The 26264-nt window shown below is 39.6% G+C and carries 19 protein-coding genes and 1 riboswitch; of the genes, 7 read left to right on the top strand and 12 right to left on the bottom strand.

The features are described 5' to 3' along the window. Window positions 1–15: 15 nt before the first annotated feature. Together SKC36_RS06235 and fusA are read right to left on the bottom strand one after the other, a co-directional pair. Window positions 16–243, bottom strand: a complete 228-nt coding sequence (locus SKC36_RS06235; protein ID WP_459454055.1) for a YdeI/OmpD-associated family protein — start codon at window positions 241–243, stop codon at window positions 16–18. Between the two features lie 110 nt (window positions 244–353). Further along, window positions 354–2447 (bottom strand): elongation factor G, encoded by a 2094-nt coding sequence (gene fusA, locus SKC36_RS06230; RefSeq protein WP_223142995.1) that lies wholly within the window; start codon window positions 2445–2447, stop codon window positions 354–356. Window positions 2448–2595: 148 nt separating this feature from the next. On the opposite strand from fusA, the gene SKC36_RS06225 reads away from it, so the two are divergent. Then, complete coding sequence (locus SKC36_RS06225) at window positions 2596–3276, top strand: ComF family protein (protein ID WP_459454056.1); 681 nt, start codon at window positions 2596–2598, stop codon at window positions 3274–3276. Window positions 3277–3284: 8 nt separating this feature from the next. Here the strand turns inward: SKC36_RS06225 and gldJ are convergent, their stop codons facing one another. Then, complete coding sequence (gldJ, locus tag SKC36_RS06220; RefSeq protein WP_459454058.1) at window positions 3285–4541, bottom strand: gliding motility lipoprotein GldJ; 1257 nt, start codon at window positions 4539–4541, stop codon at window positions 3285–3287. Between the two features lie 63 nt (window positions 4542–4604). Beyond that, complete coding sequence (gene mfd, locus SKC36_RS06215; protein WP_459454059.1) at window positions 4605–7955, bottom strand: transcription-repair coupling factor; 3351 nt, start codon at window positions 7953–7955, stop codon at window positions 4605–4607. Between the two features lie 70 nt (window positions 7956–8025). After that, window positions 8026–8121, top strand: a riboswitch (TPP riboswitch). Window positions 8122–8213: 92 nt separating this feature from the next. Here mfd and SKC36_RS06210 point away from each other — a divergent pair. Then, window positions 8214–10664: a TonB-dependent receptor gene (locus SKC36_RS06210; RefSeq protein WP_459465235.1), complete on the top strand. Its 2451-nt coding sequence runs from the start codon at window positions 8214–8216 to the stop codon at window positions 10662–10664. Window positions 10665–10726: 62 nt separating this feature from the next. Here SKC36_RS06210 and SKC36_RS06205 read toward each other — a convergent pair whose 3' ends face one another. Continuing rightward, window positions 10727–11467, bottom strand: a complete 741-nt coding sequence (locus tag SKC36_RS06205) for a glycosyltransferase family 2 protein (RefSeq protein WP_459454061.1) — start codon at window positions 11465–11467, stop codon at window positions 10727–10729. A gap of 49 nt (window positions 11468–11516) precedes the next feature. On the opposite strand from SKC36_RS06205, the gene SKC36_RS06200 reads away from it, so the two are divergent. Next, window positions 11517–12566, top strand: coding sequence for a TerC/Alx family metal homeostasis membrane protein (locus tag SKC36_RS06200; protein WP_459465271.1), 1050 nt, complete (start codon window positions 11517–11519; stop codon window positions 12564–12566). A gap of 103 nt (window positions 12567–12669) precedes the next feature. Here SKC36_RS06200 and SKC36_RS06195 read toward each other — a convergent pair whose 3' ends face one another. Next, window positions 12670–13557, bottom strand: coding sequence for an AraC family transcriptional regulator (locus tag SKC36_RS06195; RefSeq protein ID WP_459454062.1), 888 nt, complete (start codon window positions 13555–13557; stop codon window positions 12670–12672). A 178-nt stretch (window positions 13558–13735) separates the two neighbouring features. On the opposite strand from SKC36_RS06195, the gene SKC36_RS06190 reads away from it, so the two are divergent. Continuing rightward, complete coding sequence (locus tag SKC36_RS06190; protein ID WP_459465233.1) at window positions 13736–14476, top strand: phytanoyl-CoA dioxygenase family protein; 741 nt, start codon at window positions 13736–13738, stop codon at window positions 14474–14476. A gap of 32 nt (window positions 14477–14508) precedes the next feature. Here SKC36_RS06190 and SKC36_RS06185 read toward each other — a convergent pair whose 3' ends face one another. Beyond that, window positions 14509–14700 carry a hypothetical protein gene (locus SKC36_RS06185; RefSeq protein WP_459454064.1) on the bottom strand — a complete coding sequence of 64 codons (192 nt, stop codon included), beginning with the start codon at window positions 14698–14700 and terminating at the stop codon, window positions 14509–14511. Window positions 14701–14853: 153 nt separating this feature from the next. Here SKC36_RS06185 and SKC36_RS06180 point away from each other — a divergent pair, with 153 nt between their 5' ends. Both SKC36_RS06180 and SKC36_RS06175 read left to right on the top strand, forming a co-directional pair. Next, the gene (locus SKC36_RS06180) at window positions 14854–16173 is read left to right on the top strand and encodes a carcinine hydrolase/isopenicillin-N N-acyltransferase family protein (protein WP_459465231.1); all 1320 of its coding nucleotides are present in this window, start codon (window positions 14854–14856) and stop codon (window positions 16171–16173) included. Window position 16174: 1 nt separating this feature from the next. After that, on the top strand, window positions 16175–17521 hold the full coding sequence (locus SKC36_RS06175; RefSeq protein WP_459465229.1) for a flavin monoamine oxidase family protein: 1347 nt from the start codon (window positions 16175–16177) through the stop codon (window positions 17519–17521). A gap of 24 nt (window positions 17522–17545) precedes the next feature. On the opposite strand, the gene SKC36_RS06170 is transcribed toward SKC36_RS06175, so the two are convergent. Further along, window positions 17546–18379, bottom strand: coding sequence for a dienelactone hydrolase family protein (locus tag SKC36_RS06170; protein ID WP_459465227.1), 834 nt, complete (start codon window positions 18377–18379; stop codon window positions 17546–17548). 89 nt (window positions 18380–18468) lie between these two features. Here SKC36_RS06170 and SKC36_RS06165 point away from each other — a divergent pair, with 89 nt between their 5' ends. Next, window positions 18469–21840: a ThuA domain-containing protein gene (locus SKC36_RS06165; RefSeq protein ID WP_459454069.1), complete on the top strand. Its 3372-nt coding sequence runs from the start codon at window positions 18469–18471 to the stop codon at window positions 21838–21840. A 44-nt stretch (window positions 21841–21884) separates the two neighbouring features. Here the strand turns inward: SKC36_RS06165 and SKC36_RS06160 are convergent, their stop codons facing one another. From SKC36_RS06160 to SKC36_RS06145, 4 genes are read right to left on the bottom strand one after another with little or no spacing between them, the layout of a single operon-like run. After that, on the bottom strand, window positions 21885–22106 hold the full coding sequence (locus SKC36_RS06160; RefSeq protein WP_459454070.1) for a VF530 family protein: 222 nt from the start codon (window positions 22104–22106) through the stop codon (window positions 21885–21887). Between the two features lie 10 nt (window positions 22107–22116). Beyond that, window positions 22117–23976, bottom strand: a complete 1860-nt coding sequence (locus SKC36_RS06155; protein WP_459465225.1) for an ABC-F family ATP-binding cassette domain-containing protein — start codon at window positions 23974–23976, stop codon at window positions 22117–22119. A gap of 20 nt (window positions 23977–23996) precedes the next feature. Then, a complete protein-coding gene (gene tatC / locus SKC36_RS06150) occupies window positions 23997–24863 on the bottom strand; it encodes a twin-arginine translocase subunit TatC (protein ID WP_459454072.1) in 867 nt (288 codons plus the stop codon). Window positions 24864–24872: 9 nt separating this feature from the next. Next, complete coding sequence (locus SKC36_RS06145) at window positions 24873–26165, bottom strand: serine hydroxymethyltransferase (RefSeq protein WP_459454073.1); 1293 nt, start codon at window positions 26163–26165, stop codon at window positions 24873–24875. Window positions 26166–26264 lie beyond the last annotated feature (99 nt).

Genomic DNA, 26264 nt, shown 5'->3' with positions numbered 1-26264 from the left:
AACGCTGGCAAGGTTTTAAACCTTGACAGCGTTGAAATTTTTGAAAGGAAGTTTTTGTCCGTCTATCCAACCAAAGCATAGGGCTTCATCCAATGCTTCTTTGTAAGAAATAGTTTGCTCTGGTGCGCTAATTTTAGCGATTTGAAGACATATACTCGGAGAACTTGCATGATGTAATTCAAGCCAATCACGCCATGCTTTGCTTGTTTTAAATGAAAGGATTTCCGTTTTAGTACTTGTCATTCATGAAATTTTGAATAAATATAAGTATTCTGATTGGGGATGTTTTAAGATTGACCCATAAAAAAAAGCCCCCGAAATCGGAGGCTTTCCCTACTTATTTTGCTTGGATATTATAATCCTTTCGCTTTCTTAACTACTTCGTCAGCAATGTTTTGCGGAACGAATTCATAGTGAGAGAAAGTTAAAGAAGCCGTAGCACGTCCTGAAGACATAGTACGTAAATCAGTAACATATCCGAATAATTCTGACAAAGGTACATCCGCTTTTAGGATAACAGCACCTTGACGAGAATCCATACCTTTCATAATACCACGACGACGGTTTAAGTCACCTGTGATAGGTCCTGTGTACTCATCTGGAGTAACTACGTCTACAGCCATGATAGGTTCCATTAATTTAGCACCTGCACTTTTCGCTGCTTCTTTGTAACCCATACGAGCGGCTAATTCGAAAGATAATGAATCTGAATCGACATCATGGTAAGATCCGTGGAACAAACGCACTTTCATCGAATCCATTGGATATCCTGCTAAAGCACCTGTTTTCATGGCTTCTTCGAATCCTTTTTGAACTGCTGGAATAAATTCACGAGGAATTACACCACCCACAATATTGTTCACAAATTCTAAACCTGGTTTGTCGTCTTCTCTTGGTCCGATTTCAAATACGATATCAGCAAATTTACCACGACCACCTGATTGTTTTTTGTATACCTCACGGTGCTCAGTTGTCTTAGTTAAAGACTCCTTGTAAGCAACCTGCGGTGCACCTTGGTTTACTTCTACTTTGAATTCACGACGCATACGGTCGATGATGATTTCTAAGTGAAGCTCTCCCATTCCTTTGATGATGGTTTGACCAGTCTCTTCGTTAGATTCTACTTGTAAAGTTGGATCTTCTTCGATTAATTTGGTAATAGCTTTTGAGAAGTTATCAGCATCAGCTGTTTTCTTTGGCTCAATGGCGTATCCAATTACTGGCTCTGGGAAATCCATTGCCTCTAATATGATTGGGTGTTTTTCATCAGATAAAGTATCACCCGTTTTGATGTCTTTAAATCCTACTACCGCACCAATATCACCAGCACCTAAGCGCTCAATGGAGTTTTGCTTGTTTGCGTGCATTTGGAAGATACGAGAGATACGCTCCTTATTTCCTGAACGGTTGTTCAATACATAAGAACCTGAATCCAATCCACCTGAATAGGCACGGATAAAACATAAGCGACCAACGTAAGGGTCTGTAGCAATTTTAAATGCCAAAGCCGCAAATGGCTCCGACTCAGATGGTTTTCTAAGGATTTCTTCACCTGTATCAGGGTTTGTTCCTTTAACACCTTCTTTGTCCATTGGAGAAGGCAAGATTGCCATTACGTAATCCAACATCGTTTGAACTCCTTTGTTTTTAAAAGAAGATCCACAAAGCATTGGTACAATTTTCATGGAAATAGTAGCAGCACGTAGGGCAGCTAAAATTTCATCTTCAGTAATTGAGTTCGGATCTTCGAAGTATTTCTCCATCAAAGTCTCATCAAACTCAGCTACAGCTTCTAATAATTTCTCACGGTATTCAGTCGCCTCTTCCAACATATCATCTGGGATAGGTACCTCAGTGAATGTCATTCCTTTGTCAGCTTCGTTCCACTTGATACCACGGAAGTTAACCAAGTCAACCACTCCTTCGAAATGCTCTTCAGCACCGATTGGCAATTGTAATGGCACCGCATAACTACCCAACATTTCTTTCACTTGCTTACACACGTTTAAGAAATCAGCTCCAGAACGGTCCATTTTGTTAACGAAACCAATACGAGCAACGTTATAGTTATTAGCTAAGCGCCAGTTAGTTTCTGACTGTGGCTCAACACCATCTACTGCAGAAAATAAGAAAACTAGACCATCTAACACGCGAAGTGAACGGTTTACCTCAACAGTAAAGTCAACGTGACCCGGTGTATCAATGATGTTAACATGGTAATCTTCGTTACGGTATTTCCAGTTAACAGTCGTAGCAGCGGAAGTGATCGTGATTCCACGCTCCTGCTCTTGCTCCATCCAGTCCATGGTTGCCGCACCATCGTGTACCTCACCAATTTTGTGACTCACACCTGCGTAATACAGGATACGTTCCGTGGTGGTGGTTTTACCAGCGTCAATGTGCGCAGCAATACCGATGTTTCTAGTGAATTTTAAATCGCGTGCCATTTTTAAAGGTTAATTATGATATAAGTGTTTTTACTCTTCGCTAAGATTATCAAGAACTTGAACTACATGGTTTTAACATGTAAACTTTAGGTTCTTATTTAGGGGTGCAAAATTACTGAATCTTAATTAAATACAAAACTTTTTTCAAATGTTTAAGCGCATTTTACAATTGCTTTATCCGGAAGTTTGTTTTGCGTGTTCCAATACCCTCTTGGATTCCGAAGAATTCCTATGTACCAGGTGTCGATTGGAGCTTCCAAGGCCAGGTTTATTCCTTCCTAGGCCCAATTGGCTCAGTCTTAAATTTGATGGTTGGATGGAATATGAAGATGCTCATTGTTTCTTTTTATTTTCAGAAGGAGGTCGAGTTCAGCACCTAATGCACCAAATTAAATACCAAGGTGCCCAAGAATTGGGTCGTTTTCTTGGCTTTTGGTGTGGTGCAGAATTAAATAAGTACAATTGGTCTCAAGAATATGATCTAATCCTTCCTATTCCCATGCACTCCCAAAGGACTCGCTTACGCGGGTATAATCAAGCACATTGTATCGCTGAAGGGATATCTAAAAGTACGCAAATTCCCATTTTATCTCATGGGATAGAAAGGGTGAAAAATAGTCAAACCTTGATTCATCAAAACAGGCAAGATCGATTTCATGCTTTGGAGGATGTATTTAGTGTTTCTAATCCAGAATTGATTCAAGGGAAACATGTGCTAATCGTAGATGACACGTTGACTACAGGGGCTACGATGTTGGCATTAGGCCAAAAAATAAAAACCGCCGGAGCTAGACAAGTGTCTTTTTTAGCTCTGGCGGCTTTGCAATAAGAAAGGAATTATTTATTTGTTCCTGCAGAAATCATGGCACAACGGAAACCGATGGTCGCTGTTGCGGAATCTTCATCTAAAAAGCGACGAGTTCCAGGAGCCAACCAATAAGCCACGTCTGACCAAGATCCACCTTTGTAAACGCGAACCTTATTGTCAATTAATGAATTATTGTTTTTGCTGTCGTAACGACTGGCCTTATCTAATTTTTCGTTTCTACGAACAGGGTTCAAGTCATTGAAATCCTGAAAGGAAAGCGGACGATACAAATCTTGTACCCATTCATTGACATTTCCCGCCATTTGGTATAAACCAAAGTCATTTGGTGGGTATTTATAAACTTCCGTAGTAATAATGGCACCGTCATTTGACTTACCGGCAATACCTGCATAGTCACCACGCCCACGTTTAAAGTTAGCTAGCATGGTTCCTCTCGCCTTTCCTTGAGATTGACGTAAAGATGGGCCATCCCATGGGTAAATTCGTTGGTTGATTTGATTCTCATCTTCTTGCTGAGTACCAATCATAGCCTTGGCGGCATATTCCCACTCTGCTTCCGTTGGAAGTCGATAGGAAGGTAATACTCTGCCAGACTCAATCGTTAAGCGAGCTGTAGTGTTGGTTCTAGTGGTTGCTGCCGTAGCGGCTGTACCAGTTGTAGCGCCTTTTTTAGGCTTCTTTTCTTTGATTTTTTCGCCTCCGGCTAATTGTTGATTAACCGCTGCCGTTCTCCATACACAGTAATCATTCACCTGCTTCCAAGAAATACCTACTACTGGATACATACGGAATCCAGGGAAACGTAAATATTGCTCCACATAGGGATCATTAAAGGCTAAATCGTTTTTCCAAACGGTGGTATCAGGTAGAGCAGATTCGTAAAAATCTTGAGTAGAATCCTTTTGAACGGCATATAAGTATTCGAGGTAATGCACATTGGCAATTTCCGTTTCATCCATGTAAAAGGATTGAACAGAAACAGTTCTTTCTACGTTGTCGTGCATACCTAAAACATCCTCTTCCAAAGAACCCATGGTGAAACGGCCACCTTCAATAAACACTAAATTCGGGCCAGTTAATTGACCGCTGAATTTTTTATCTACTTGAAATCCGCCCTTTTGGTTATAGGAAATGCCGGTAGCAGAGGATTTTGAACCGATATTTACACTGCTAGGTTTTACGCCAGATTTGATTCCGCTTGGACATGATGTCAAGAGAAATACACTAGCACAAATCCCCATTACAATTTTCAATTTAGCAATCATTGATATCTTTTATCGTAAGAATTTGAAAAGCAAAGGTATAAAATTCAATTAATAAGCTCAAAACTAGCCTAAAATATCCACTAAAATAGTATTTAATTCGTCAATACTACTGATTCGGTCCACCTGAAGAATCAATTTGTTCGCTTTTTCCCTCAGCTGACATTGGCCTTTTCGAGCATTAACAAAGTTGATAACCTTCAAAACAATGGAACTGGCATGTTTTTGATGCGTCTCAGATGAAACGAAATGAAGTTTAAGGATATTGTTTTTTAGCAGTATTTTTTCAATTCCCAGAACCTGAGCTTTCCATCGGCATTTAACCAAGTCAATCATATCACTTACTTCTTGCGGCATTTTCCCAAATCGGTCTTCAACTTCTTGGATAAATTTTTGAAGATCTTCCTCGTGGTCTATCTCATCTAAGCGAGTATATAAGGCCAGTCGCTCAGAAATGCTTTGAACATAGGTGTCTGGAATTAAGACTCGCAAATCTGTTTCAATCTGGCAATCTACTTTTAATGTCTCTGCAACTTCCTGTAAATCAGCTTCAAATAAGGCCTTAAATTCATTTTCCTTGAGCTCTTGAACTGCTTCATCTAATATTTTGTGATACATATCATAGCCTAAGTCATTGATAAAACCACTTTGTTCGGCCCCTAATAAATTTCCAGCTCCCCGAATATCCAAATCTCGCATGGCCACTTTGATGCCATCTCCTAAATCTGAAAATTCCTCCAAGGCACTCAATCTTTTTCGAGCGTCGCTTGTCAAATTGGCCAATGAAGGAGTAACCAAGTAACAATATGCCTTTTTATTTGACCTACCCACACGACCTCTCATTTGATGTAAATCCGACAAGCCAAAATTATTGGCATTGATGATGAAAATGGTATTGGCATTGGGGATATCCAAACCTGATTCAATGATGTTGGTAGCCACTAATACATCATAGTGCCCTTCAATGAATCCCAGCATGATTTTTTCCAATTTATCACCATCCATTTGGCCATGAGCTACGGCAATTTTGGCATCTGGCACTAGTCGTAAAATGCGGTTGGCAATGCTCTCAAGTTCACCGATTCGATTATAAACCACAAAAACTTGTCCGTTTCTTGCCAATTCCTCCCTAATTCCGTCTCGTAATAGTTCATCATTTAATACAACCAATTTTGTTTCAACGGGTTGTCGGTTAGGAGGAGGAGTTGCAATGATGGATAGGTCCCTAGCGCCCATCAAAGAAAAATGCAAGGTTCTAGGAATGGGTGTTGCCGTTAAGGTCAGCACATCCACATCCACCCGCATTTCTTTCAGTCGATCTTTTACCTTCACTCCAAATTTTTGTTCCTCATCGATGATCATCAAGCCCAAATTCTTGAAAATTACGTCCTTGTTGACCAAACGATGCGTTCCAATAAGTATATCGGTTTCTCCTTTGGCTACTCGCTCAAGGGTTTCCTTGATTTGTTTGGGAGATTTAAAGCGATTGATGTATTCAACTTTACAAGGAAATGCAGCCAAACGATCATGGAAGGTTCGGAAATGCTGCATAGCTAATACTGTGGTAGGCACTAATACAGCCACCTGCTTAGAATCTGCTACTGCTTTGAATGCAGCCCGAACGGCTATTTCTGTCTTTCCAAATCCTACGTCCCCACAAACCAAGCGGTCCATCGGATGAGGTTTTTCCATATCCGCTTTCACATCTTGTGTGGCTTTGGCTTGATCAGGTGTATCTTCATATAAAAAGGAGGACTCAAGTTCAGCTTGTAAATAGGTATCTGGCGAAAATGAAAATCCGGGCGCAGATTTACGTTTGGCATACAGAGAAATCAACTCTTTGGCAATGTCCTTTACCTGTTTTTTAACTCTGGATTTCTTATTATCCCAATCTGGGGATCCCAGTTTGGACATGCTAGGTGGCGCACCCTCTTTTCCAGAATATTTGGAGATTTTATGTAGAGCATGAATGGATACAGAGAGAACGTCATCATCTCGGTAAATCAATCGTATCACCTCTTGCTCTCCATTGGATGTTTCTATTAGATTTAATCCGGCAAATCGACCGATTCCATAATCAATGTGTGTGACAAAATCACCCACTTGAAGGCTTCTTAATTCTTTTAATGTTAAGGCCTTATTCTTGGAGAATTTGTTTTTCTCTTTAAATCGGTGAAAGCGATCAAATAATTGATGGTCGGGGTAAAATGCAATTTTTGTTTGTTCGTCAATGAATCCTTCACGTAAGGAAATCTGCAGGTTTTTGAATTGTATGGAGGTATTTAATTCATTAAAAATGACTTCCAAACGTTCTAGTTGTCGGGATGATTCCGAACAAATGATGTTTTGATAGCCTTGGGTTTGATTGTCGAGCAATGCTCCCGCTAAGCGTTCAAAATCTTTATGAAAAGCTCCCGGGTTTTTAGAAGCATAGGTGATAGTTTCCGCATTTTTTAAATGATTTCTTTTTCCGTATTCGACTTGGGTAAACTGATTAAGGGATTTTATAAAATCTTTTTTGTTTTCCCAGCGTTCTGTTGGGTCAGAAATGATTTGAATGTCACTTCCTTTGCTTTTCAGTTCTTCGAAAGCAGCATTCGTTTTTTGGAAATAGTTCTGTATAATTTCTAGAAGCATTTCCTGATCTTTCATCCAAATGATGCTATTTTCTGGGAAGAAACTTAGAAAGCTTTCTCGACTTTCCTGAATGAGCTTCGTTTGTACATCGGGAATGAGATGCATGGCAGAAACTGACTGAATGGAAAGTTGGGTTTCTGGATGAAAGGTTCGTATACTATCTACTTCATTTCCAAAGAAATCCAATCGATATGGGAATTCTGTGGCATAAGAAAACACATCCAAAATGCCGCCACGAACGGAGTATTGTCCAGCTTCATAAACGAAATCAGTTCGCTCAAAGTCGTACTCATTGAGCGTTTCCGCCACAAAATTGGGATCTATTTTGTCTCCAACTCGGATAGAAAGCGTATTTTTTACTAGCGATTTTCGATTAATTACTTTTTCGCTTAATGCTTCAGGATAGGTGACAATAAAGGTGTCTTTATGGGATAAATTACTGAGCACATTGAGCACTTCAGCCCGCATCAAAACATTGGCATTGTCTATTTCTTCCCATTCATAGGGCTTTTTGTGGGACATTGGAAATAGCAAGACTTCAGCATCTGCCATCAAGGCTTGTAAGTCATTGAGCAAATAATGTGCTTCTTCCTTTTCTTCGCAAATCAGCAAATAGGGTCTTTTCTCTTGCTTGGAGGCCGCCATCAGGATGGCGTCCAATGAGCCTGATAAGCCTTTTATATGAAATTTGCTCCCTTTAGGGGCATAGTGGATTTGCGAGGAAAGAGTTTGAATAATTCCATCTTGCTGGTAGTGGGCAATAAAATCTTTTACAATCATAATCTACCGAATCAGGGCAGCCAATTTTTTCTTAGGGCTTGCAAAGGTAGGAATTTTTGTATCTTTGTGCATCCACAAAAAGGGGTGCCCAAATATTTGGGCTGAGATTATACCCATTGAACCTGATACGGTTAGTACCGTCGAAGGGATTTTGTAGAGTTTTTAGCGCTGAAAACTCAAAAAAATCATCGATGTAAGGGTTAGCATGTTAAATCAGACAGGATTTGACTCCTTTACCTGTTGTTAAACTTTTCAAAAATGAAAAAGATAACGACAACATTTATTTTAATAGTAATGATTGCTTTGATGGCTGCGCCTGTTTGGGCACAGAAAACCTTTCTATGGGAAGGGATGGTGGTAGACCAAGAAAATGCACAGGCACTTTGGGGGGCTAGTATTCAATTAAAGGATAGTCAACGAGGTACAGTTACCGACCGCAAGGGACATTTTGTGTTGACTAGTACTCAACCCTCAATCAGTATTTCGATTCATTTTGTTGGATATGAAACTCAGATTAAGGAATTGAAATCTTCGGACAAATCCATATCCATTCAACTGAAAAAATCATCTTTCTTAAATGATGAAGTGGTGGTCAAGGCTACACGTGCTGATGAAAATTCAGCCATGGCCTATACCAATGTTGGGGCGAAGGAATTGGCAAAGTCAAATTTGGGCCAAGATATGCCAGTTTTGCTCAATTTTACGCCATCCATTGTGACAACTTCCGATGCTGGGGCTGGAGTTGGCTATACAGGGATTCGTATCCGTGGTTCTGATGCCACACGTGTCAATGTGACCATTAACGGGATTCCAGTCAACGATTCAGAATCACAAGGAACCTATTGGGTAAATATGCCAGATTTTGCAAGTTCGGTAGCTTCTGTTCAAATTCAGCGGGGTGTAGGAACATCTACGAACGGTGCAGGAGCCTTTGGTGGATCTGTGAATATGCAAACGAATACCTTTGAAAAAGATCCCTATGCCGAATTGAATGTTTCTGGTGGATCTTTTGGGACCTTAAAATCTACCTTGAAACTTGGAACAGGTTTAATGGGTGGGAAATGGACCATAGATGGCCGATTATCTCGTGTGGTTTCAGATGGTTATATTGATCGCTCTTTTTCCAATTTGCAATCAGCCTATTTGTCGGCCGCCTATTTTGGGAAGAAATCCTTTTTCCGATTGAATTATTTTATTGGTAAGGAAAAGACCTTTCAATCTTGGTATGGAACTCCGGATAGTCGGGTAAATAACGATGTTTTGGGAATGAAAGCTTATATCGAGCGAAATTGGCTGAGTGAAGCGGATGCTAAGAATTTGTTGGAAAGCGGTAGGACTTTTAATTACTATATGTATCCTAATCAAACGGATAATTATGCGCAAGATCATTATCAATTCTTGACGCACCATAGCCTTGGGAAATATTGGAATTTGGATTTAAATGCACATTATACCTACGGTAGAGGATATTATGAGGAATTCAAGGCTGATGCTGAATTATCCAAGTATGGTTTAGCACCCATCAATTTGGGTTCGGTTTTGCTTACAGGTACCAATTTAGTGCGAAGAAAATGGCTGGATAATGATTTTTATGGTAGCACATTTGCTTTAAATTATGATGCCAATCAAGGCTTTAAAATTACTTTGGGAGGGGCATGGAGCCGTTATTTGGGTCGTCACTTTGGGGAAGTTGTTGCTGGAGATAAATTGCCAAGTTCTTATCTAGGTCATCGATGGTATCAAAGTCGATCACAGAAAACGGATTTGAATATGTTTGTTAAAATAAATTATGCTTTGGCGGATAAATGGCAAAGTTATCTCGACTTGCAGTATCGTACGGTAGGGTATAAAATGCAGGGTACAGCAGATAAAATGCAAGATATATCTCAAATTTGGACCTATAATTTCTTTAATCCTAAATTGGGTTTGACTCATCAATTATCTGAATCAAACAAAATTTATGGGTCGATGGCCGTGGGAAGTAAAGAGCCAAGTAGGCAAGATTTTATTGATAATCCGGGAACAACCCCTCGTTCTGAGTTTTTGACAGATTATGAACTTGGATTTGAACGAGTGGCCTCGAATTATTCCTTTCAATTAAATGCATACCGAATGCAATATCGAGATCAATTGGTCTTGACAGGTGCGGTGAATAGCGTAGGAGAGGCCATAAGGACGAACGTACCTGAAAGTTATCGCATGGGAATTGAAGCAAGTTTGAATTACCGATTATCCCGTCATTTTAATTGGCAAGCAAATTTAACCTTGAGTCAGAATAAGGTATTGAATTTTGTAGAAAGCATTCCTGATTATGATACCTATGGGGTTAAATTGGTCAATCATGGTACCACTGATATTGCTTATTCTCCTTCGACTATTGCTGGGAGTCAACTGACTTATACTTGGAAAGGCCTAGAGACGACCTTATTGACTAAGTATGTGGGTCAGCAATTTTTGGACAATACATCAGATGAGCAAAGAAAATTAAAAGCGTATTGGACACAGGATATTCGCTTAACTTATCCAATAAAGACTGCTTGGGCCAAGCATTTACAAGTTAGTTTGTTGTTAAACAATGTCGCCAACACCCTGTATTCATCCAATGGCTATACCTATAGCTATGTGTATGAACAAAAAGTAGTTACTGAAAATTTCCTATATCCTCAGGCGGGATTTAACTTTTTACTAGGTTTATCCCTTCGCTTGTAGAAATATGAAATAAAAAATCCCCTGTTGATTTGAACAGGGGATTTTTTTGAATTTAAAAGAATTTATTTCCCCATTAATTCCCAAGTCCAACCCATTTTGGCTAGTCGGTAACGTAAGGAATACCATAAAACGCCAAATCCATAGATGGAGCTGCGTTTGAAATTGATGGACGAAGCCTCTTCAAAATATTTGGTAGGGCAAGTAACTTCTCCAACTTCAAAGTTTTTCCAAAATAATTGAAGTACCATTTGATTGTCAAAGATGAAATCATCGTCGCATTCATGAAAGGCAACTGCTTCAAGTGCTTCTCTGGAAAAAGCACGATATCCGGTATGGTATTCAGAAAGTTTTTGGCCGATAAGTATATTTTGATACAGGGTTAAAATACGATTGGCGATGTATTTGTAAATGGGCATTCCTCCTTTTAAAGCCCCTTTGCCTAAAATTCTAGAAGCAAAAACTACGGGGTAAAGACCATTTCCAATGATACTAATCATGGCTTTCAACAGCAAGGGAGTATACTGGTAATCCGGGTGTAACATAATCACAATGTCCCCTTGAAGCTCCAACGCTTTCGTATAGCAGGTTTTTTGATTTCCACCGTATCCTTTGTTTTTATCATGACGAATCACATGTTGGATACCGATTTGTTTCGCTACCTCCACGGTATTGTCTGGACTATGGTCATCGACTAAAATGACTTCATCCACCCAATCGTGCGGAATTTCGTTATACGTTTTTTCGAGTGTGAGTGCGGCTTTATAGGCAGGCATCACAACAATTACCTTTTTCCCTTCGTACATAAAATGTGTGCCAAAGATTTACGAACTTTGGGCTTTGATGCAAAATTAGATATTTATGAGCGAAACTTTGTTTTTTATTCTGTTTTCACTGGGAGTCCTGGCCGTGATGTTGGTTGATTTAGGTGTTTTTAAGACGGGCCCGCAGTCTGAAGTGACTTTTCGGGAGGCAGGATTTTGGAGTGGTGCATGGGTCGCGTTAGCTTTATTATTTTATCTTTTTTTGAGGTTCAATGGTGGGATGGTGCATGGTATACATGATATCCCTAGCTTACAAGTAGTGCAAGGATTATATGCCAAGCAGATCGACCTAGGGTCAGGGTTATATTTGGATCAACTAGCTGTATTTCAGGAAAATATGTCCTTGGAATTCATAACAGGTTACCTGGTAGAATATTCATTATCCGCTGATAATGTGTTTGTTTTCATTCTTATATTTAATTCATTCGGTGTTCAAAAACGCTACTATAAAAAGATTTTAGTTTGGGGAGTGCTAGGAGCGATTGTATTACGACTCATTTTTATCTTTTTAGGAGCAGCACTTTTACAAAAGTTTGATTGGATTATTTATTTGTTTGGGGCCTTTTTAGTGTACACAGGTATAAGTATAATAGTTAAAAAGGAAAGCGAGGAAGAGATGGTGCCTGGACATCATCCTGTGGTGAAAATATTGTCTAAGTACTTTAATGTGTACAAAAGGAATGTGATTGGTCGTTTTTTCGTAAGAATGAAAACGGGCAAATTGTATATTACCCCGATTTTTGTGGTTGTTGTAGTGATCGCATTTACAGATATTTTATTTGCTGTCGATTCCATTCCAGCTATATTTTCTATCTCCAAAGACCCATACATCGTTTTCTTTTCCAATGTTTTTGCCGTGATGGGTTTACGTTCACTGTTTTTCTTCCTGTCTAACCTAATGGGACTTTTCCGCTTTTTACCCATGGGCTTGGGTGTACTATTAAGTTTTGTTGGAATAAAAATGCTGGCCCATCATTATTTGGAGCAAATCGGTTTTGGTACTTTGGCCTCTCTTGGAGTGATTATTGGAATTTTGACTGTGAGCATCGTGTTAAGCATGCTTTTTCCCGAAAAAAAATAATCAGTTTTTTATCAGGTATTTGGTGGGGAATTTGAGGGAAAATGGCTTTTTTTGCCCAACGCTGGCAAGGTTTTAAACCTTGACAGCGTTAAAAATTTTGCCTTTACTGGTGCCACTCAAGAGTCAATTTTCGATATTGTAATGGAGGCATTTTCATCCAATGCTTGAATTGTTTGTTGAAGTGAGATAGATTCCCAAATCCACTTTCAAAGCAAATCTCAATCATGGGTTTTGAGGTGCTTCGAAGTAATTGACAAGCATGTTTGATTCTGAATTCGGTGACTAATTCAACAAATGTTTTTTGGGTTACTTTTTTGAAATAGCGACAAAATGCGGTTTCAGTCATGTTGGCTAAATGCGCCACTTCATCTAAATGTACCTCATGGGTATAATTGGCAATTACATAAGCATACACTCGATTAATTCTTTCTAGATCTACCGTCGATAAGGTATAATTACTTTCGCTGGATTCTATGGGTTGAAGATCTGCCGTTTGGGTACTTAATATATGTAGTATTTGTAAGAAATTTAATAATCGTGGAAAAGGAGCTAGTTCTTTCAATAAGAGCATTTCTCGAGCAATCTTTTCTTGAGTGCTGCCTTGAATGGAAAAGCCCAATTTTGCTCTTTCTAGTAAAGATTTGATGGCCATGCTTTCCTTTTTATTCAAAAAGGTCTCACCCAGGAAATCTGCGGAAAAGTGAATGACCAGGGCTTGTGCTGCATCTGGATCAACATCTTCTGTTAGCCAATCTTTGCGGTGATTTTGCCAGCAATGGGGTAAATTGGAGCCCAACAGCACCAAATCTCCCGCGCTAAAATCACTGATCTGATTTCCGATAAAGCGCTTTCCTTCTCCGGCAATAATTAATGTTAACTCCAATTCTGGGTGGAAATGATAAGGGGCATCAAATCGAGCTTGTTTAACTTCTTTTATCTCGAACGATAAATCTTCGGTACTCTTGGCCAAATGCTCCAAACTAGCTTTCATCTTATTTGAAAATTATCAAAACTGGGATTGTATTTATTAAATTATGGTAAAATTGCATTATTTTTTACAAATTTCATGGTAGAATGTGAGATTCTTTTTAGAGACCTTTGATCAAAAATTTAGCTAGATGTTTAATCAAGCTTACTTACTGAAGAACACAGACAAAACCTATTTTAATATGAATGGACACGTCTTTTTAGAAGACGTGTTGAGTAAAGATGATTTGCAACCCTATCGGGAGGCAATCAATCGCTGGGCTAAGGATTTTCGCGCTAAGCAAAAATCCTTAGCTGAACGCGATACCTACGGAAAAGCCTTTTTACAAATGATGAATTTGTGGGAAGAGGATGCCAAAATCAAAGAATTCACATTTGCCAAGCGATTTGCTAAGATAGCAGCGGAATTATTAGGAGTGGAGCATGTTCGCCTTTACCATGATCAAGCCTTGTTTAAAGAGCCTGGAGGAGGCCTAACACCTTGGCATCAAGATCAATATTACTGGCCTTTAGATACCACCAATACGGTCACCATGTGGATGCCCCTAGTGGATATAGACGAGGATATGGGTATGCTTACTTTTGCTTCAGGGACTCAAAATGTCAATTTACCTTTAGTAAATATTTCCGATGAGTCGGAACAAATGATTAGCCAGTTTGTCAAAGAAAAGAATTACCCCATTGTGGCTCAAAAAACCATGAAAGCGGGAGATGCAACTTTTCATAAAGGCTGGACTTTACATGCTGCTCCGGGAAATCATTCTAATACTATGCGCGAAGTAATGACCATCATTTACATGGATGCGAACGCTAAAATCATAGAGCCGCTGAATGACAATCAAGAAGCTGACCGCCAGCGTTGGTTACAAGGTTTAGCTCCTGGTCAACCTGCCGCCTCTCCCTTGAATCCTATATTAAGCTAGGTAATTACTCTCTTCGATGTATTGGCCTTAGGTTACAATTTGGGACAATCGCAGCCTTTTTTCTTCTTTTTGAAAAGTCCCCAAAGGAACCCTTTCTTTTTGCGATATTTCGCCATTTTCTTTTGACTAGAAATGGAATAGCTCAATTCAGTTGAAGATTTAGCTGTGCTGCTATTAGCCGGAATGCTGAATGAAATCAAGCAAAGTAAAATCAAGTATTTCATGGCGTTATCGCTTTAAATAGTTTACAAACATAAGGTTTTTGACTGAAATCTCCCTCAGAGATCTTATTTCATTTTAAGTCATCCCATTTATTTTGAGATGCATGAAATAAATACCATACTTGTAAAAAAATTGGCTCTCTAAACCTTCCAATTATGTGCGATACTTTTTTTAGCCCTTCTCAATTCAATGTAGGAGGAAACCCAATTTTGGCTAAAAATTCAGATCGTGAGCCCAATGAAGCTCAGCAAATCGCTCGATTCCCTGCCCATACTAGACCTCAAAAAGGGGTTCAAGCAAGCTATATTGCGGTGGAATGTCCAGAACGGGTTTTTGAAGTTATTTTATCAAAGCCCTTTCATATGTGGGGGGCTGAAATGGGGGTTAATGAACACGGACTTGCCATTGGAAATGAGGCAGTTTTTACCAAAATGAAATTGCCAAAAAAGAATACAGGCTTGACTGGAATGGATTTATTGCGTTTGGCATTGGAACAGTCGAAAACAGCCAAAGAGGCCCTGGATGTTATCATCAAGTACTTAGAAAAATACGGTCAAGACGCTTGCGGTGGATATCAAGATAAAGGCATGTATTATAGTAATAGTTTTCTAATAGCTGACACTCAGGCTGCCTATGTCTTAGAAACGGCTGGGCCATTTTGGGCATTTAAGCATATTGAATCCTTTTATGCTATTTCCAATCTGTTGACTCTTGGAACGGATTTTGACCAAATTCATCCTGATGCCCAAGCCTATGCTTATCAAAAATCTTGGATAAAACGAGATGTGCCATTTGATTTTCAACAAGCATTTTCAGAGCCATTTATGACCTTTATGGGTCGCGGTGCCTCCAGAAAACAACAATGCGAATGGCAAGGACCTTTTTCTAAAAATAGGGATTTTGAGCTTCAAGATGCCTTTGATATTTTGAGAAGTCATCGAATTAGAGAGAATTTTGAGCCTTGTCGAGGAGATATGGGCAACATTTGTTTGCATGCCCAAGGATTATTGACTCCCTCACAAACCACAGGTAGTTTGGTAGTTGAATTGAGAAAAGATGCTCAATCTAGCGTTTGGCTGACGGGTTCATCGGCTCCCTGTTTATCCATATTTAAGCCATTTTATTTTGGAACAATAACCTTAGACGTTGAAAATTTCCCTCAAGCATCTTCGCATCTAGATGATTCCTATTGGTGGCAATGGGAGAAAATTCATCGAAAGGCATTGACGGATTACCACTCCCTACATGCCAAAATTCAAGCATTTCGAGAGGAGAAAGAAAAGCTTTGGCTGAAAGAGGATCAATTGTTGGCGAACAGCAAGGACCTAAAAAAGAAAGAAGAATTAAGTCAGAGGGCTATTCAAGAATGCCTTCAATTGGCTATGAAATTGGAACAACATAAACCTAAACCTACCTTCAGGTTAAAATCTTTAGCCTATTCCTTGTATTGGAAGTGGCAAAATAGAGTCATGTAATATGAAAGAAATTAATACCGAAATATTGATCGTAGGAGCAGGCTATGCCGGAATAGCTGCCGCAAAAAAGCTTCATGCCGCAGGAAAAGATTTTATCATCTTAGAAGCGAGGGATCGGATCGGGGGAAGAACGTTGACGGAGAATTTAACATCGGGTCCAAGCGTGGACATGGGGGCCAAATGGGTCGGTCCAACCCAACATTTGGTTTGGGAATGGATTAAGGAAAGTCAAACGGAAACCTATGAAACCTATGACCAAGGAAAAAACCTATTAAAATTCAAAGATAAAATCAGTTCCTACACGGGCACTATTCCTAAAATAGACCCCATTTCATTGATTGATTTAGGTATGGCCATCCATCGAATGAATAAGCTTTCGGAGCAAATTTCTATCTCCGAACCTTGGAATCATCCGAAAGCCAAGGAATATGATGCAATGACGTTGGCCACATGGATGGATAAACATATATGGACAGCCAAGGCCAAACATTTATTTGAAATCGGAATTCAAACGGTTTTTGCAGCAGAAGCCTCTGAAATTTCTCTCCTTTTTGCTTTATTTTATTTTAAATCAGGGGATAATATGGACACCTTGATTTCCATAAAAAATGGGGCTCAACAAAGTATTTTGAAAGGCGGTACTCAGGGTTTAGCTAAGAAAATAGCCGCACCTTGGATGGAAAAAATTCAGTTGAATGAGCCCTTGTTGACATTGGTTCAACACGAAACGGGAATAGTGGCTACATCAGCAAATTTGAGGATTAAAGCCAATAAATGTATTCTAAGTATCCCACCGGTTCTGATTAATTCCATTGTATTTGATCCACCTTTACCCCAGCAAAAGGCACAACTGTACCAACGAATGCCCATGGGAGCGGCCATGAAAGTATATTTAATTTACCCTAGTCCTTTTTGGCGGGAAATGGGTTATAGTGGACAAATTGTAAGTGATGAGTACCCTTTAAAAGTAACCTTTGATGTAGGACATACCGATTCCGATCGTGGGGTATTATTGGTATTTGTGGAAGGAAATGATGCTCGAAATTTCATTGAATTGGAAGAAGATGTTCGCCAAAAAATGATTTTGGAGCGTGTAGTAAAGATATTTGGGCATCAAGCGGTACAACCTCTGCAATATGTCGATAAGTGCTGGACGGAAGAAGTTTATTCTCGTGGATGTTACACGGGGTTAATGGGTCCCAATACTTTAACGCAATTTGGACATCAAATACGTGCGCCCTTTAAACATGTTCATTTTGCAGGAACAGAAACAGCCGAAAAGTGGAATGGCTATTTGGATGGGGCTATTTCATCAGGTTATCGGGCAGCTTCTGAAGTCTTGGAATAGGCACTCCAAAAGCTGCCCAAGGCCTTATTTTATTCTTTCTTTGAAGTAAGCAATGGCCATGTTCCATGCTTCTTCGGTTGATTTTTTATCAAATGCCGGATTAGAAGGATTGGCAAAAGCATGTTCTGCATCAAAGCTTTTAACCTGTAATTTTTTGCCTGCTGCTTTCATGTTGTCTTGAAATTCAGCAACAACCTTAGGAGAAATCCATTGTTCTTTACCAGCAAAAAGTCCTAAAACATCAGTATTTAAAGCTTTTAATTCATTGATATCTTTAACTGGCATGCCATAATACATCACGCAGGCCACCCCTTGGTTTCCAGCTAAAATAGAAGCTTTTAACGATAGTCCGCCTCCGAAGCACCAGCCCACGGTGGCTATTTTTGCTTTTGGACCTACATGTTGGATAGCACCTTTAATGATGGCCTCCAAACGGGCAGGATTCGCCTCTCCCATGTATTTACCAGCATCCTCCCGAGTAGTAGCTACTTTCCCATCATACATATCGATGGCTAGGACATTGACATTCCCCAGGGTGCTGTAGAAATGTTCGGCTTCTCTTTTGATATGGTCATTTAACCCCCACCATTCTTGAAATACAAATAAAGTATTTGTGGTGGGTTTTGCGGCTTTGATGTAAAAAGCATGAGCCTTTTGACCATCTGGCGTGCTAAATTCAATCATTTCACCTCCTGCTTTGGAGATATGTAAGTAGGGTTTTGGTAATTTATGCGACCGCTGGAAGGCTTTGTTGGAAGCCATCAATTGCATGTCATCCTTTTTTAAAAAGCAACAGGATTGTGCGTTTAGTTCTTGAAAACCAGCCAATAAGGTGAGTAAAAAGACGATTTTTTTCATGGTATTATTTGGATAAAAATTTTGAATAAATTAATCGAAAATGAAGCTTTTACTATAACTTTGTCAACTCTTTAAGACTGACAATTAATATGAAAAACAAATTCTTCGGATCTCTCCGAATCATGGCTAGCTTCTGTCTTGCATGCTTATTTTCGTTCTCACTAGTAGCGCAAGACAAAAACGTACTCAAAGGTAAAAAGGTTTTGGTTTTTTCCTCTACCAAAGGTTTTCGTCACAGTTCCATTGAGCCGGGCAAAATTGCCTTTTTGAAAATGGCGGCGGAAAAAGGATTTTCAGTGGATACTACTGAAAATGCGGCTGCTTTTACCGAAAGTAATTTAAAGAAATACCGTGTGGTCGTGTTTTTAAACACCACGGGTAATGTATTAAATGATCCTCAGCAAAATGCTTTTGAGCGTTTTATCCAAGCGGGTGGAGGTTATTTAGGTATACATGCCGCCACTGACACAGAATACGATTGGCCATGGTATGGCAAATTATCTGGAGGTTATTTTGCTTCTCACCCAGGTCGTCCAAATGTTCAAGAAGGAAAGATGAACGTGGTAGATGGTAGCCATATTTCTACCTCCCACATGCCAGCAAGTTTTATTCGCAAGGATGAATTCTATGACATCAAGGAATTTAATAAAGATGTTAAGGTCTTGGTGACAGTGGATGAGAAAACATATAAAGATGGTAAAATGGGCGATTTTCACCCAATGGCTTGGTACCATGAATTTGATGGCGGCCGTGCATTTTACACCAACTGGGGACATACCCATGAGACATTTTCTGAAGATCTAGTGCTGAAGCATATTTGGGGAGGATTGCAATGGGTAGCTTCTGGACCAGATATCAACTACAATAAGAAATTACGTACAGGAGTTCTTCCAGAAGAAAATAGATTCACTAAAATTACTTTAGATCGTAATTTGGATGAACCTACTGAATTGGCAGTTACGAATCAGGGAAAAATCTTTTTTGCTGAGCGTAAAGGTAAATTGAAAATGTATGATCCAAAGAAAGGCAAAACGAAAGTAATAGCCAATTTGGATGTTTTCAATAAGTTTGAATACGGATTAATGGGTATGAATATTGATCCCAATTTTGATCAAAATAAATGGATATATTTATTCTATTCTCCACAAACAGGTCAGTCTGATACAGCGCAGCATTTATCTCGTTTTACCTACGATGATTTGAAAGATACCTTGTTAATGAACACGGAAAAGGTATTATTAAGAGTTCCAGTTAAGCGTACTGGATGCTGCCATACAGGAGGTTCAATCGCTTGGGATAAGGAAGGGAACTTGTTTTTATCTACAGGTGATGATACCAATCCATTTGAATCCAATGGATATGGTCCCATTGATAATCGTCCTGGAAGAGCAGGCTGGGATGCGCGCGCTACTAGTTCCAATACCAACGACTTAAGAGGCAAGATTATTCGTATCAAACCAACGCCAGAAGGAAGCTTTACGATTCCGAAAGGAAACTTATTCCCAGAAAAGACGCCACATGCTAAGGCAGAGATTTATGTGATGGGTAACCGTAATCCATACCGCATTGCGGTAGATCAACGTACAGGATTCTTATATTGGGGTGAAGTTGGTCCAGATGCCGGCGAAAATTCACCTAAATATGGTTCTAGAGGATACGATGAAGTAAACCAAGCGCGTGAGGCAGGTTATTTTGGTTGGCCTTTATTCGTAGGAAATAATCAGACCTATAATCAAAGAGATTTTGTGAAAGACAGTACTTGGGCTAAGTTTAGTGTGGAAGCGCCAATCAACGATTCTCCTCACAATACGGGTTTTGCTCATTTGCCTAAACCTCAAAAAGCCTTTATTTTTTACCCATATGTAGATTCTCCAGATTTTGGTCCAGTTATTGGTAAGGGGTCTAGAAATGCTATGGCAGGTCCTGTTTATTATTCAGAAGATTTTCCAGCCAATTCAAAAACGAAATTCCCATCGTATTATGATGGCAAGTTGTTTGCTTATGATTGGGCTAGAGACATCATCTACACGGTTAGCATGAAGCAAAATGGGGATTTCGATTCTATGGAGCGTTTCTTGCCTTCTGTGAAATTCTCTCATCCAATTGACATGCAATTTGCCAAAGATGGTACATTCTATGGTTTAGAATATGGTCCAAATTGGTTTGCACAGAATGAGGAAGCAACCTTATATAAAATTGAATACAACGCGGGGAATCGTCCTCCGAAAGTGGAAATAGCCGCTGACAAAAAAGCTGGTGCTTCTCCAATGAAAGTGAAATTCTCTTCTGCAGGAACATTGGATTATGATGGAGATGCCATTCAATATGCATGGTCATTTGGTGATGGTCAAACCAGTACCTTGGCCAACCCTACGGTAACTTATACCAAATCAGGGGTATTTAAAGCCGTATTGAAAGTAAAAGATGCTAAAGGAAATGTTAGTTCAGCCGAAACAATTGTGAAGGTGGGTAATGAAATTCCTAAAGTGGATGTAAGTATTGAAGGCAATAAATCCTTCTATTGGAATGACAAACCTGTAAAGTATGCCGTGAAGGTAGAAGATAAAGAAGATGGTTCTTTAAGTAATAAGAAGATTGCGGAAGAGGATGTTGTATTGAATATCAACTACCTACAAGGATTTGATAAAACGCTCATTGAGCAAGGTCATCAGAGTAATACGTCATTCTCCAATGGAAAGCGTTTGATTGAATTATCAGACTGCAAAACCTGCCATGCAGTGGAAAAGAAATCCATTGGGCCATCATACACTGAGGTAAGTAAAAAATACCGTGCTTCAGCGGCTAATATTGATATGTTAGCCAAGAAAGTTATTAACGGTGGTGGTGGTGTTTGGGGAGAACAAGTAATGGCTGCCCATCCACAAATCAAATCCGATGATGCCAAAGAAATGGTTCGTTACATTTTAAGTTTATCGGATACTAAGAAAACTTCAAAGCCATTGAAAGGTGAATATGTAACCAATGATGGTGGTAAACCAGGTACGTTCTTGTTTGTAGCTAGTTATACAGATAAAGGAGGCTCAAAGGTAGGTTCGGCTACGGGTCAACAAGTGATAACCCTTAGAAACTCACATGTAGCAGCTGCTTCAGCGGATAAGACTTCGAAAACGATGAAGTATAAAGTGGATGGAGTGGGGGAGTTATTAGTTGCAACTGCTGATCAGGGTTATGCTAATTTTGGTATGATTGATTTAACTGGAATTAAGTCGATTCAGGTTTCATCTTTTGTGATGCCAGGTCAAACCGCTGGAGGTAAATTAGAATTGAGATCAGGTAGTCCTACTGGTACTCTTCTAGGATCTATTGATATTAATAGCACGGGTCAATCTCGTATGCCAGTCAATGTTTCGGGCTCTCAAAACTTATATTTTGTCTTCTCCAATCCTGCTGCAGGTGATAAGCCTTTGTATGGTTTGAAGGAAATCTATTTTGAGAATTAGGAAAGTAATATGTTCGAAAAAGGCTCCGAAAGGAGCCTTTTTTATTACCATTTAGTTCGAATGTACAAATTTTCTACTTTCTGTCTTGCCCAAGGGGTTTTTCGTAAAAAAGTTAACGAAGATTTGATACTGGGATTGATCGCAAAGCAATTGATCCGTATCCTTCTGGCAAGTTCTTCCCATCCATAACGCTCTACCAATTGCTCCATGATGAAAGCCAAGGTTTTACCATGTAAAGGGTCATTGGATATTTGTCCTTCGCTCATAGGTATTGGTTTAAGCGCGCTCAGATAATTCTAGCCAACGCATTTCTTTTTCCTCTAAACTATTTTTTAATCGCTCAACTTCCGCAGCCCAGGCTGTTAAATCTTGAAAATTATCAGACCCTTTGCTCAAACGTTCAATTAGTGCTTCTTTTTGCCCTTCCATCACGGCCATTTCTTTTTCAAGTTCTTCCAATTCTTTGGCTTCCTTAAAACTAAGCTTGGCTCCTTTAGGGGCTGGTTTACTTTCAACTAGGGGAGTTGGATTTTTTTTCTCTGCAACAGGTTCTTTTTCTTTGTTTTCTAGGGCAATTCGATAATCAGTATAATTTCCATTGAAGAAATTGACTTCTCCTTCCCCTTCTACTAAAATCAATTGATCCACAAGGTTATCCATGAAATAACGGTCGTGGGAAACTAATAACAAACAGCCTTGAAATTCACTTAAAAAGTCTTCCAATAATTGTAGGGTATCTAAATCTAAATCATTGGTAGGCTCATCTAATATCAAGAAGTTGGGGTTTTTGACCAATACTTGCATCAATTGAAGCCTTTTTTTCTCCCCTCCAGAAAGTTTTTCAACGGGCGTATATTGTTGAGCTGTTGGGAATAAAAACTTACTTAAAAATTGGCTTGGTGTCAAAGACTCATTTTTTCCATAAGGAATCACTTCGGCAATTTCTGTAATGGTATCAATGACTCTTTGCTCTGGCTTAAATTCAAAAGGCAATTGGGTATAATATCCAATCACTAAAGTTTCTCCGGGGTCAATGGTCCCGGCATCAGGTTGTTCAAGTCCAGTTAGTAACTGAAGGAAAGTAGTCTTTCCAGCTCCATTTTTACCTACTATACCAATACGGTCTTTTTTCTTGAAAGTATAGGTAAAGTCATTAACTATTTTTTTGTCACCCCAGGCTTTCTTTAGGTGATTAATCTCAATGATTTTATTGCCCAAACGCGACATCTGAATGTTTAATTCCAGTTTGCTATTATCTACTTTACGGTGAGCAACTTCTTCTGTCTCAGCAAAAGCATCAATGCGTGATTGAGCTTTAGTTCCACGGGCTTTTGGCTGCCTTCTCATCCACTCCAATTCCTTACGGTATAAGTTCTTGGCTTTGGAAATAGTACTAGCCTCGGAAGCTTCCCGTTCTGCTTTTTTCTCCAGGAAATAGGCATAGTTCCCTTCGTAGGTATAAATAGAGCCATTGCTTAGCTCTAGCATTTTATTACAAACTTTATCTAAGAAATATCGATCGTGAGAGACAACGAGCACCGTTACATTGGGGCCCGAGAGGATGCCTTCTAGCCATTCGATGGTTTCAATATCTAAATGGTTGGTCGGCTCATCCAGAATCATGATATCCGGACTCTCAATCAATAATTTGGCCAGCGAAAGACGTTTCTTTTGTCCACCTGAAAGTGTACTAACTTTTTGATCTCCATCGGGAATTCCTAAGCGCGTAATGATTTGTTTGGCTCTAGCCTCGTAATCCCAAGCATTGTTAGCTTCCATGAGTGAAAAAGAATCTTCAAGTTCTTTGGCATCTCCAGAAATCATAGCCTTTTCATAGGCTTTGATGGCTTGTGCACTGGGTAAATCATCTGAAAAAAGGTAGTTAAGTACTTCCTCATTTTCTTGAAAAATAGGGTTTTGAGGAAGATAACCCACGCGAATACCTTTGCGAATGGTTACTTTACCTTCATCAGGGCTTTGGAGACCCATGAGGGTTTCCATAAGGGTAGTTTTACCCGTGCCATTTTTTCCAATGAGGGATACTTTCTCTCCTTTTTGTAGGCCAAAGAATAGGTTTTTAAAGACCCATCTTTCACCCAAATTGCGAGAAATATTTTCCGCGGATAGGTAATTCATGTTGGTTAATTAGGAACTCTTTACGAATTCGATTCAAGCGCTTCTTCTCTCATTTTTCTGCGCAATACTCTTCCTGAAACGAGGATACTGATTTCATAGAGGCCAAAGAGAGGGAAGGCGACCAATAATTGTGAAATCACATCGGGGGAAGGGGTGATGATAGCTGCTACTAACAAAATCACGATGAGGGCATGTTTTCTGTATTCTCTCATGAAAGAAGGCGTAAGAATTCCCACTTGAGATAGTACAAAGGCAATCATCGGTAATTGGAAAGTAAGGCCGCATGCCAAAGTCAACATGGATAATAACGATATGTAATCGTTGATGTCAAATTGATTTTGGATACTAGGATCTAATTTGAAGTTTGCCAGAAAATTGATGGCCATGGGAGCTACCACGAAATAGCCAAAAGACACCCCAACAAAAAAGAGTAAAGAAACCCAGAAAACTGCTCCACGGGCTGCCTTCTGTTCTTTTTCTTTTAAACCCGGACGGATAAATCGCCAGATTTCATAAAAGGCATAAGGAAATGCAAATAATAGTCCCACGATGATCGACTGGGTTAGAGCCATCATGAATTGACCAGATACCTCTCTACTTTGCAGAATGAAGTCAGCAGCTTGCATACACAAACTGGTCATTCCTGTTAATTCAGCTAAATGGCATAGCACTTGATTCGTGTAGAAATCTACTTTGGTAGGACCCATGATGATGATTCCAAAGATTTCATTTCTGAAAATCCATGCCAAGATTGTAAAAATCACAATAGAAGCTAAAGAGCGAATAATATGCCACCTTAGTTCCTCTAAATGATCCATAAACGACATTTCTGTGCCGTCCTTATCTTCATCCTGGTCCTCGTCGTCCCAATCCTGATCTAATGCCATATTTGTTTTTTATAAATAAAGTGGGAATTGCTTCATCCACTGATTTACTTCTGTTTTAACCTGTGCCAATACTGTCTCGTTTTCGTGGTTCATCAATGCGCGATCAACCAAATCAACGATTTGTTCCATTTCTGTTTCTTTTAGACCGCGGGTTGTCATAGCGGCAGTACCCACGCGCATTCCCGAAGTAACAAATGGAGATTTATCATCAAACGGCACCATGTTTTTGTTGATGGTGATATCTGATTTGATTAAGGTATTTTCTGCTAATTTTCCAGTTAGACCTTTCGGGCGTAGGTCGATCAACATCAAGTGATTATCCGTTCCTCCTGAAATGATATCATAACCTTTGGCTAAAAATGCTTTGGCCATAGCTTGTGCATTGCTTTGTACCTGTTTAGCATATGCTTCAAATGTCGGAGTAAGCGCTTCACCGAAGGCAATGGCTTTCGCCGCAATCACATGCTCTAGTGGACCACCTTGAGTTCCAGGGAATACGGCTCCATCTAGACAAGCCGACATGGTTTTCAAGTCGCCTTTCAATGTTTTGAACCCAAAAGGATTTTCAAAATCATTTCCCATCATGATCAAGCCTCCACGAGGTCCACGTAAAGTTTTGTGCGTGGTAGTTGTCACAATATGGCAATGTTGCATCGGGTTATTTAATAAACCTTTGGCAATTAACGCTGATGGATGTGAAATATCGGCTAATAAAATGGCGCCCACTTGATCTGCAATGGCTCTTAATCGAGCGTAATCCCAATCACGAGAATAGGCAGAAGCGCCACATATGATTAATCTTGGTTTTTCTTTGGCGGCAGTTGCTTCTACCTTATCCCAATCAATTAAACCTGTTTCTTTTTCTACACCGTAAAAAAATGCTTGAAAATATTTTCCAGAAAAGTTTACCGGAGAACCATGGGATAAGTGACCCCCATGAGAAAGATCAAATCCTAAAATCTTGTCGCCAGGATTTAAAAAAGATAAAAATACTGCTGCATTGGCTTGTGCCCCAGAGTGTGGTTGCACGTTTGCCCATGAAGCTCCAAACAATTGCTTAGCACGCTCTATGGCTAGCGTTTCCACCTCATCCACTACCTCGCAACCTCCATAATAACGTTTGCCTGGAAGTCCTTCCGCATATTTATTCGTCAAAACGCTACCTTGAGCCTCCATCACTTGAGGAGAAGTAAAGTTTTCTGAAGCAATTAACTCGATACCGAATTCCTGACGGTGAGCTTCTTGACTAATCAATGAAAAAATTTCGTTATCGCGCTGTTGTGGGAATGTGCTTGCAGCCATGGAAATATATTGTTCGTATTTACGTTAGAATGGGCACAAAATTACGTTTTTTTATCCGAATAGAAAAACCATTTTACGGCCTTTTCCGTTCTATAGATT

Source organism: Aquirufa sp. OSTEICH-129A, from assembly GCF_054558355.1.
Note: the sequence above shows the minus strand (reverse complement) of the source record. Positions and strands in the feature narration are given on the sequence as shown.

What these genes read in the sequence shown, in the direction of transcription:
- SKC36_RS06235 (WP_459454055.1), bottom strand. Translation starts at nt 243, where the DNA reads ATGACAAGTACTAAAACGGAAATCCTTTCATTTAAAACAAGCAAAGCA.
- fusA (WP_223142995.1), bottom strand. Translation starts at nt 2,447, where the DNA reads ATGGCACGCGATTTAAAATTCACTAGAAACATCGGTATTGCTGCGCAC.
- SKC36_RS06225 (WP_459454056.1), top strand. Translation starts at nt 2,596, where the DNA reads ATGTTTAAGCGCATTTTACAATTGCTTTATCCGGAAGTTTGTTTTGCG.
- gldJ (WP_459454058.1), bottom strand. Translation starts at nt 4,541, where the DNA reads ATGATTGCTAAATTGAAAATTGTAATGGGGATTTGTGCTAGTGTATTT.
- mfd (WP_459454059.1), bottom strand. Translation starts at nt 7,955, where the DNA reads ATGATTGTAAAAGATTTTATTGCCCACTACCAGCAAGATGGAATTATT.
- SKC36_RS06210 (WP_459465235.1), top strand. Translation starts at nt 8,214, where the DNA reads ATGAAAAAGATAACGACAACATTTATTTTAATAGTAATGATTGCTTTG.
- SKC36_RS06205 (WP_459454061.1), bottom strand. Translation starts at nt 11,467, where the DNA reads ATGTACGAAGGGAAAAAGGTAATTGTTGTGATGCCTGCCTATAAAGCC.
- SKC36_RS06195 (WP_459454062.1), bottom strand. Translation starts at nt 13,557, where the DNA reads ATGAAAGCTAGTTTGGAGCATTTGGCCAAGAGTACCGAAGATTTATCG.
- SKC36_RS06190 (WP_459465233.1), top strand. Translation starts at nt 13,736, where the DNA reads ATGAATGGACACGTCTTTTTAGAAGACGTGTTGAGTAAAGATGATTTG.
- SKC36_RS06185 (WP_459454064.1), bottom strand. Translation starts at nt 14,700, where the DNA reads ATGAAATACTTGATTTTACTTTGCTTGATTTCATTCAGCATTCCGGCT.
- SKC36_RS06180 (WP_459465231.1), top strand. Translation starts at nt 14,854, where the DNA reads ATGTGCGATACTTTTTTTAGCCCTTCTCAATTCAATGTAGGAGGAAAC.
- SKC36_RS06175 (WP_459465229.1), top strand. Translation starts at nt 16,175, where the DNA reads ATGAAAGAAATTAATACCGAAATATTGATCGTAGGAGCAGGCTATGCC.
- SKC36_RS06170 (WP_459465227.1), bottom strand. Translation starts at nt 18,379, where the DNA reads ATGAAAAAAATCGTCTTTTTACTCACCTTATTGGCTGGTTTTCAAGAA.
- SKC36_RS06165 (WP_459454069.1), top strand. Translation starts at nt 18,469, where the DNA reads ATGAAAAACAAATTCTTCGGATCTCTCCGAATCATGGCTAGCTTCTGT.
- SKC36_RS06160 (WP_459454070.1), bottom strand. Translation starts at nt 22,106, where the DNA reads ATGAGCGAAGGACAAATATCCAATGACCCTTTACATGGTAAAACCTTG.
- SKC36_RS06155 (WP_459465225.1), bottom strand. Translation starts at nt 23,976, where the DNA reads ATGAATTACCTATCCGCGGAAAATATTTCTCGCAATTTGGGTGAAAGA.
- tatC (WP_459454072.1), bottom strand. Translation starts at nt 24,863, where the DNA reads ATGGCATTAGATCAGGATTGGGACGACGAGGACCAGGATGAAGATAAG.
- SKC36_RS06145 (WP_459454073.1), bottom strand. Translation starts at nt 26,165, where the DNA reads ATGGCTGCAAGCACATTCCCACAACAGCGCGATAACGAAATTTTTTCA.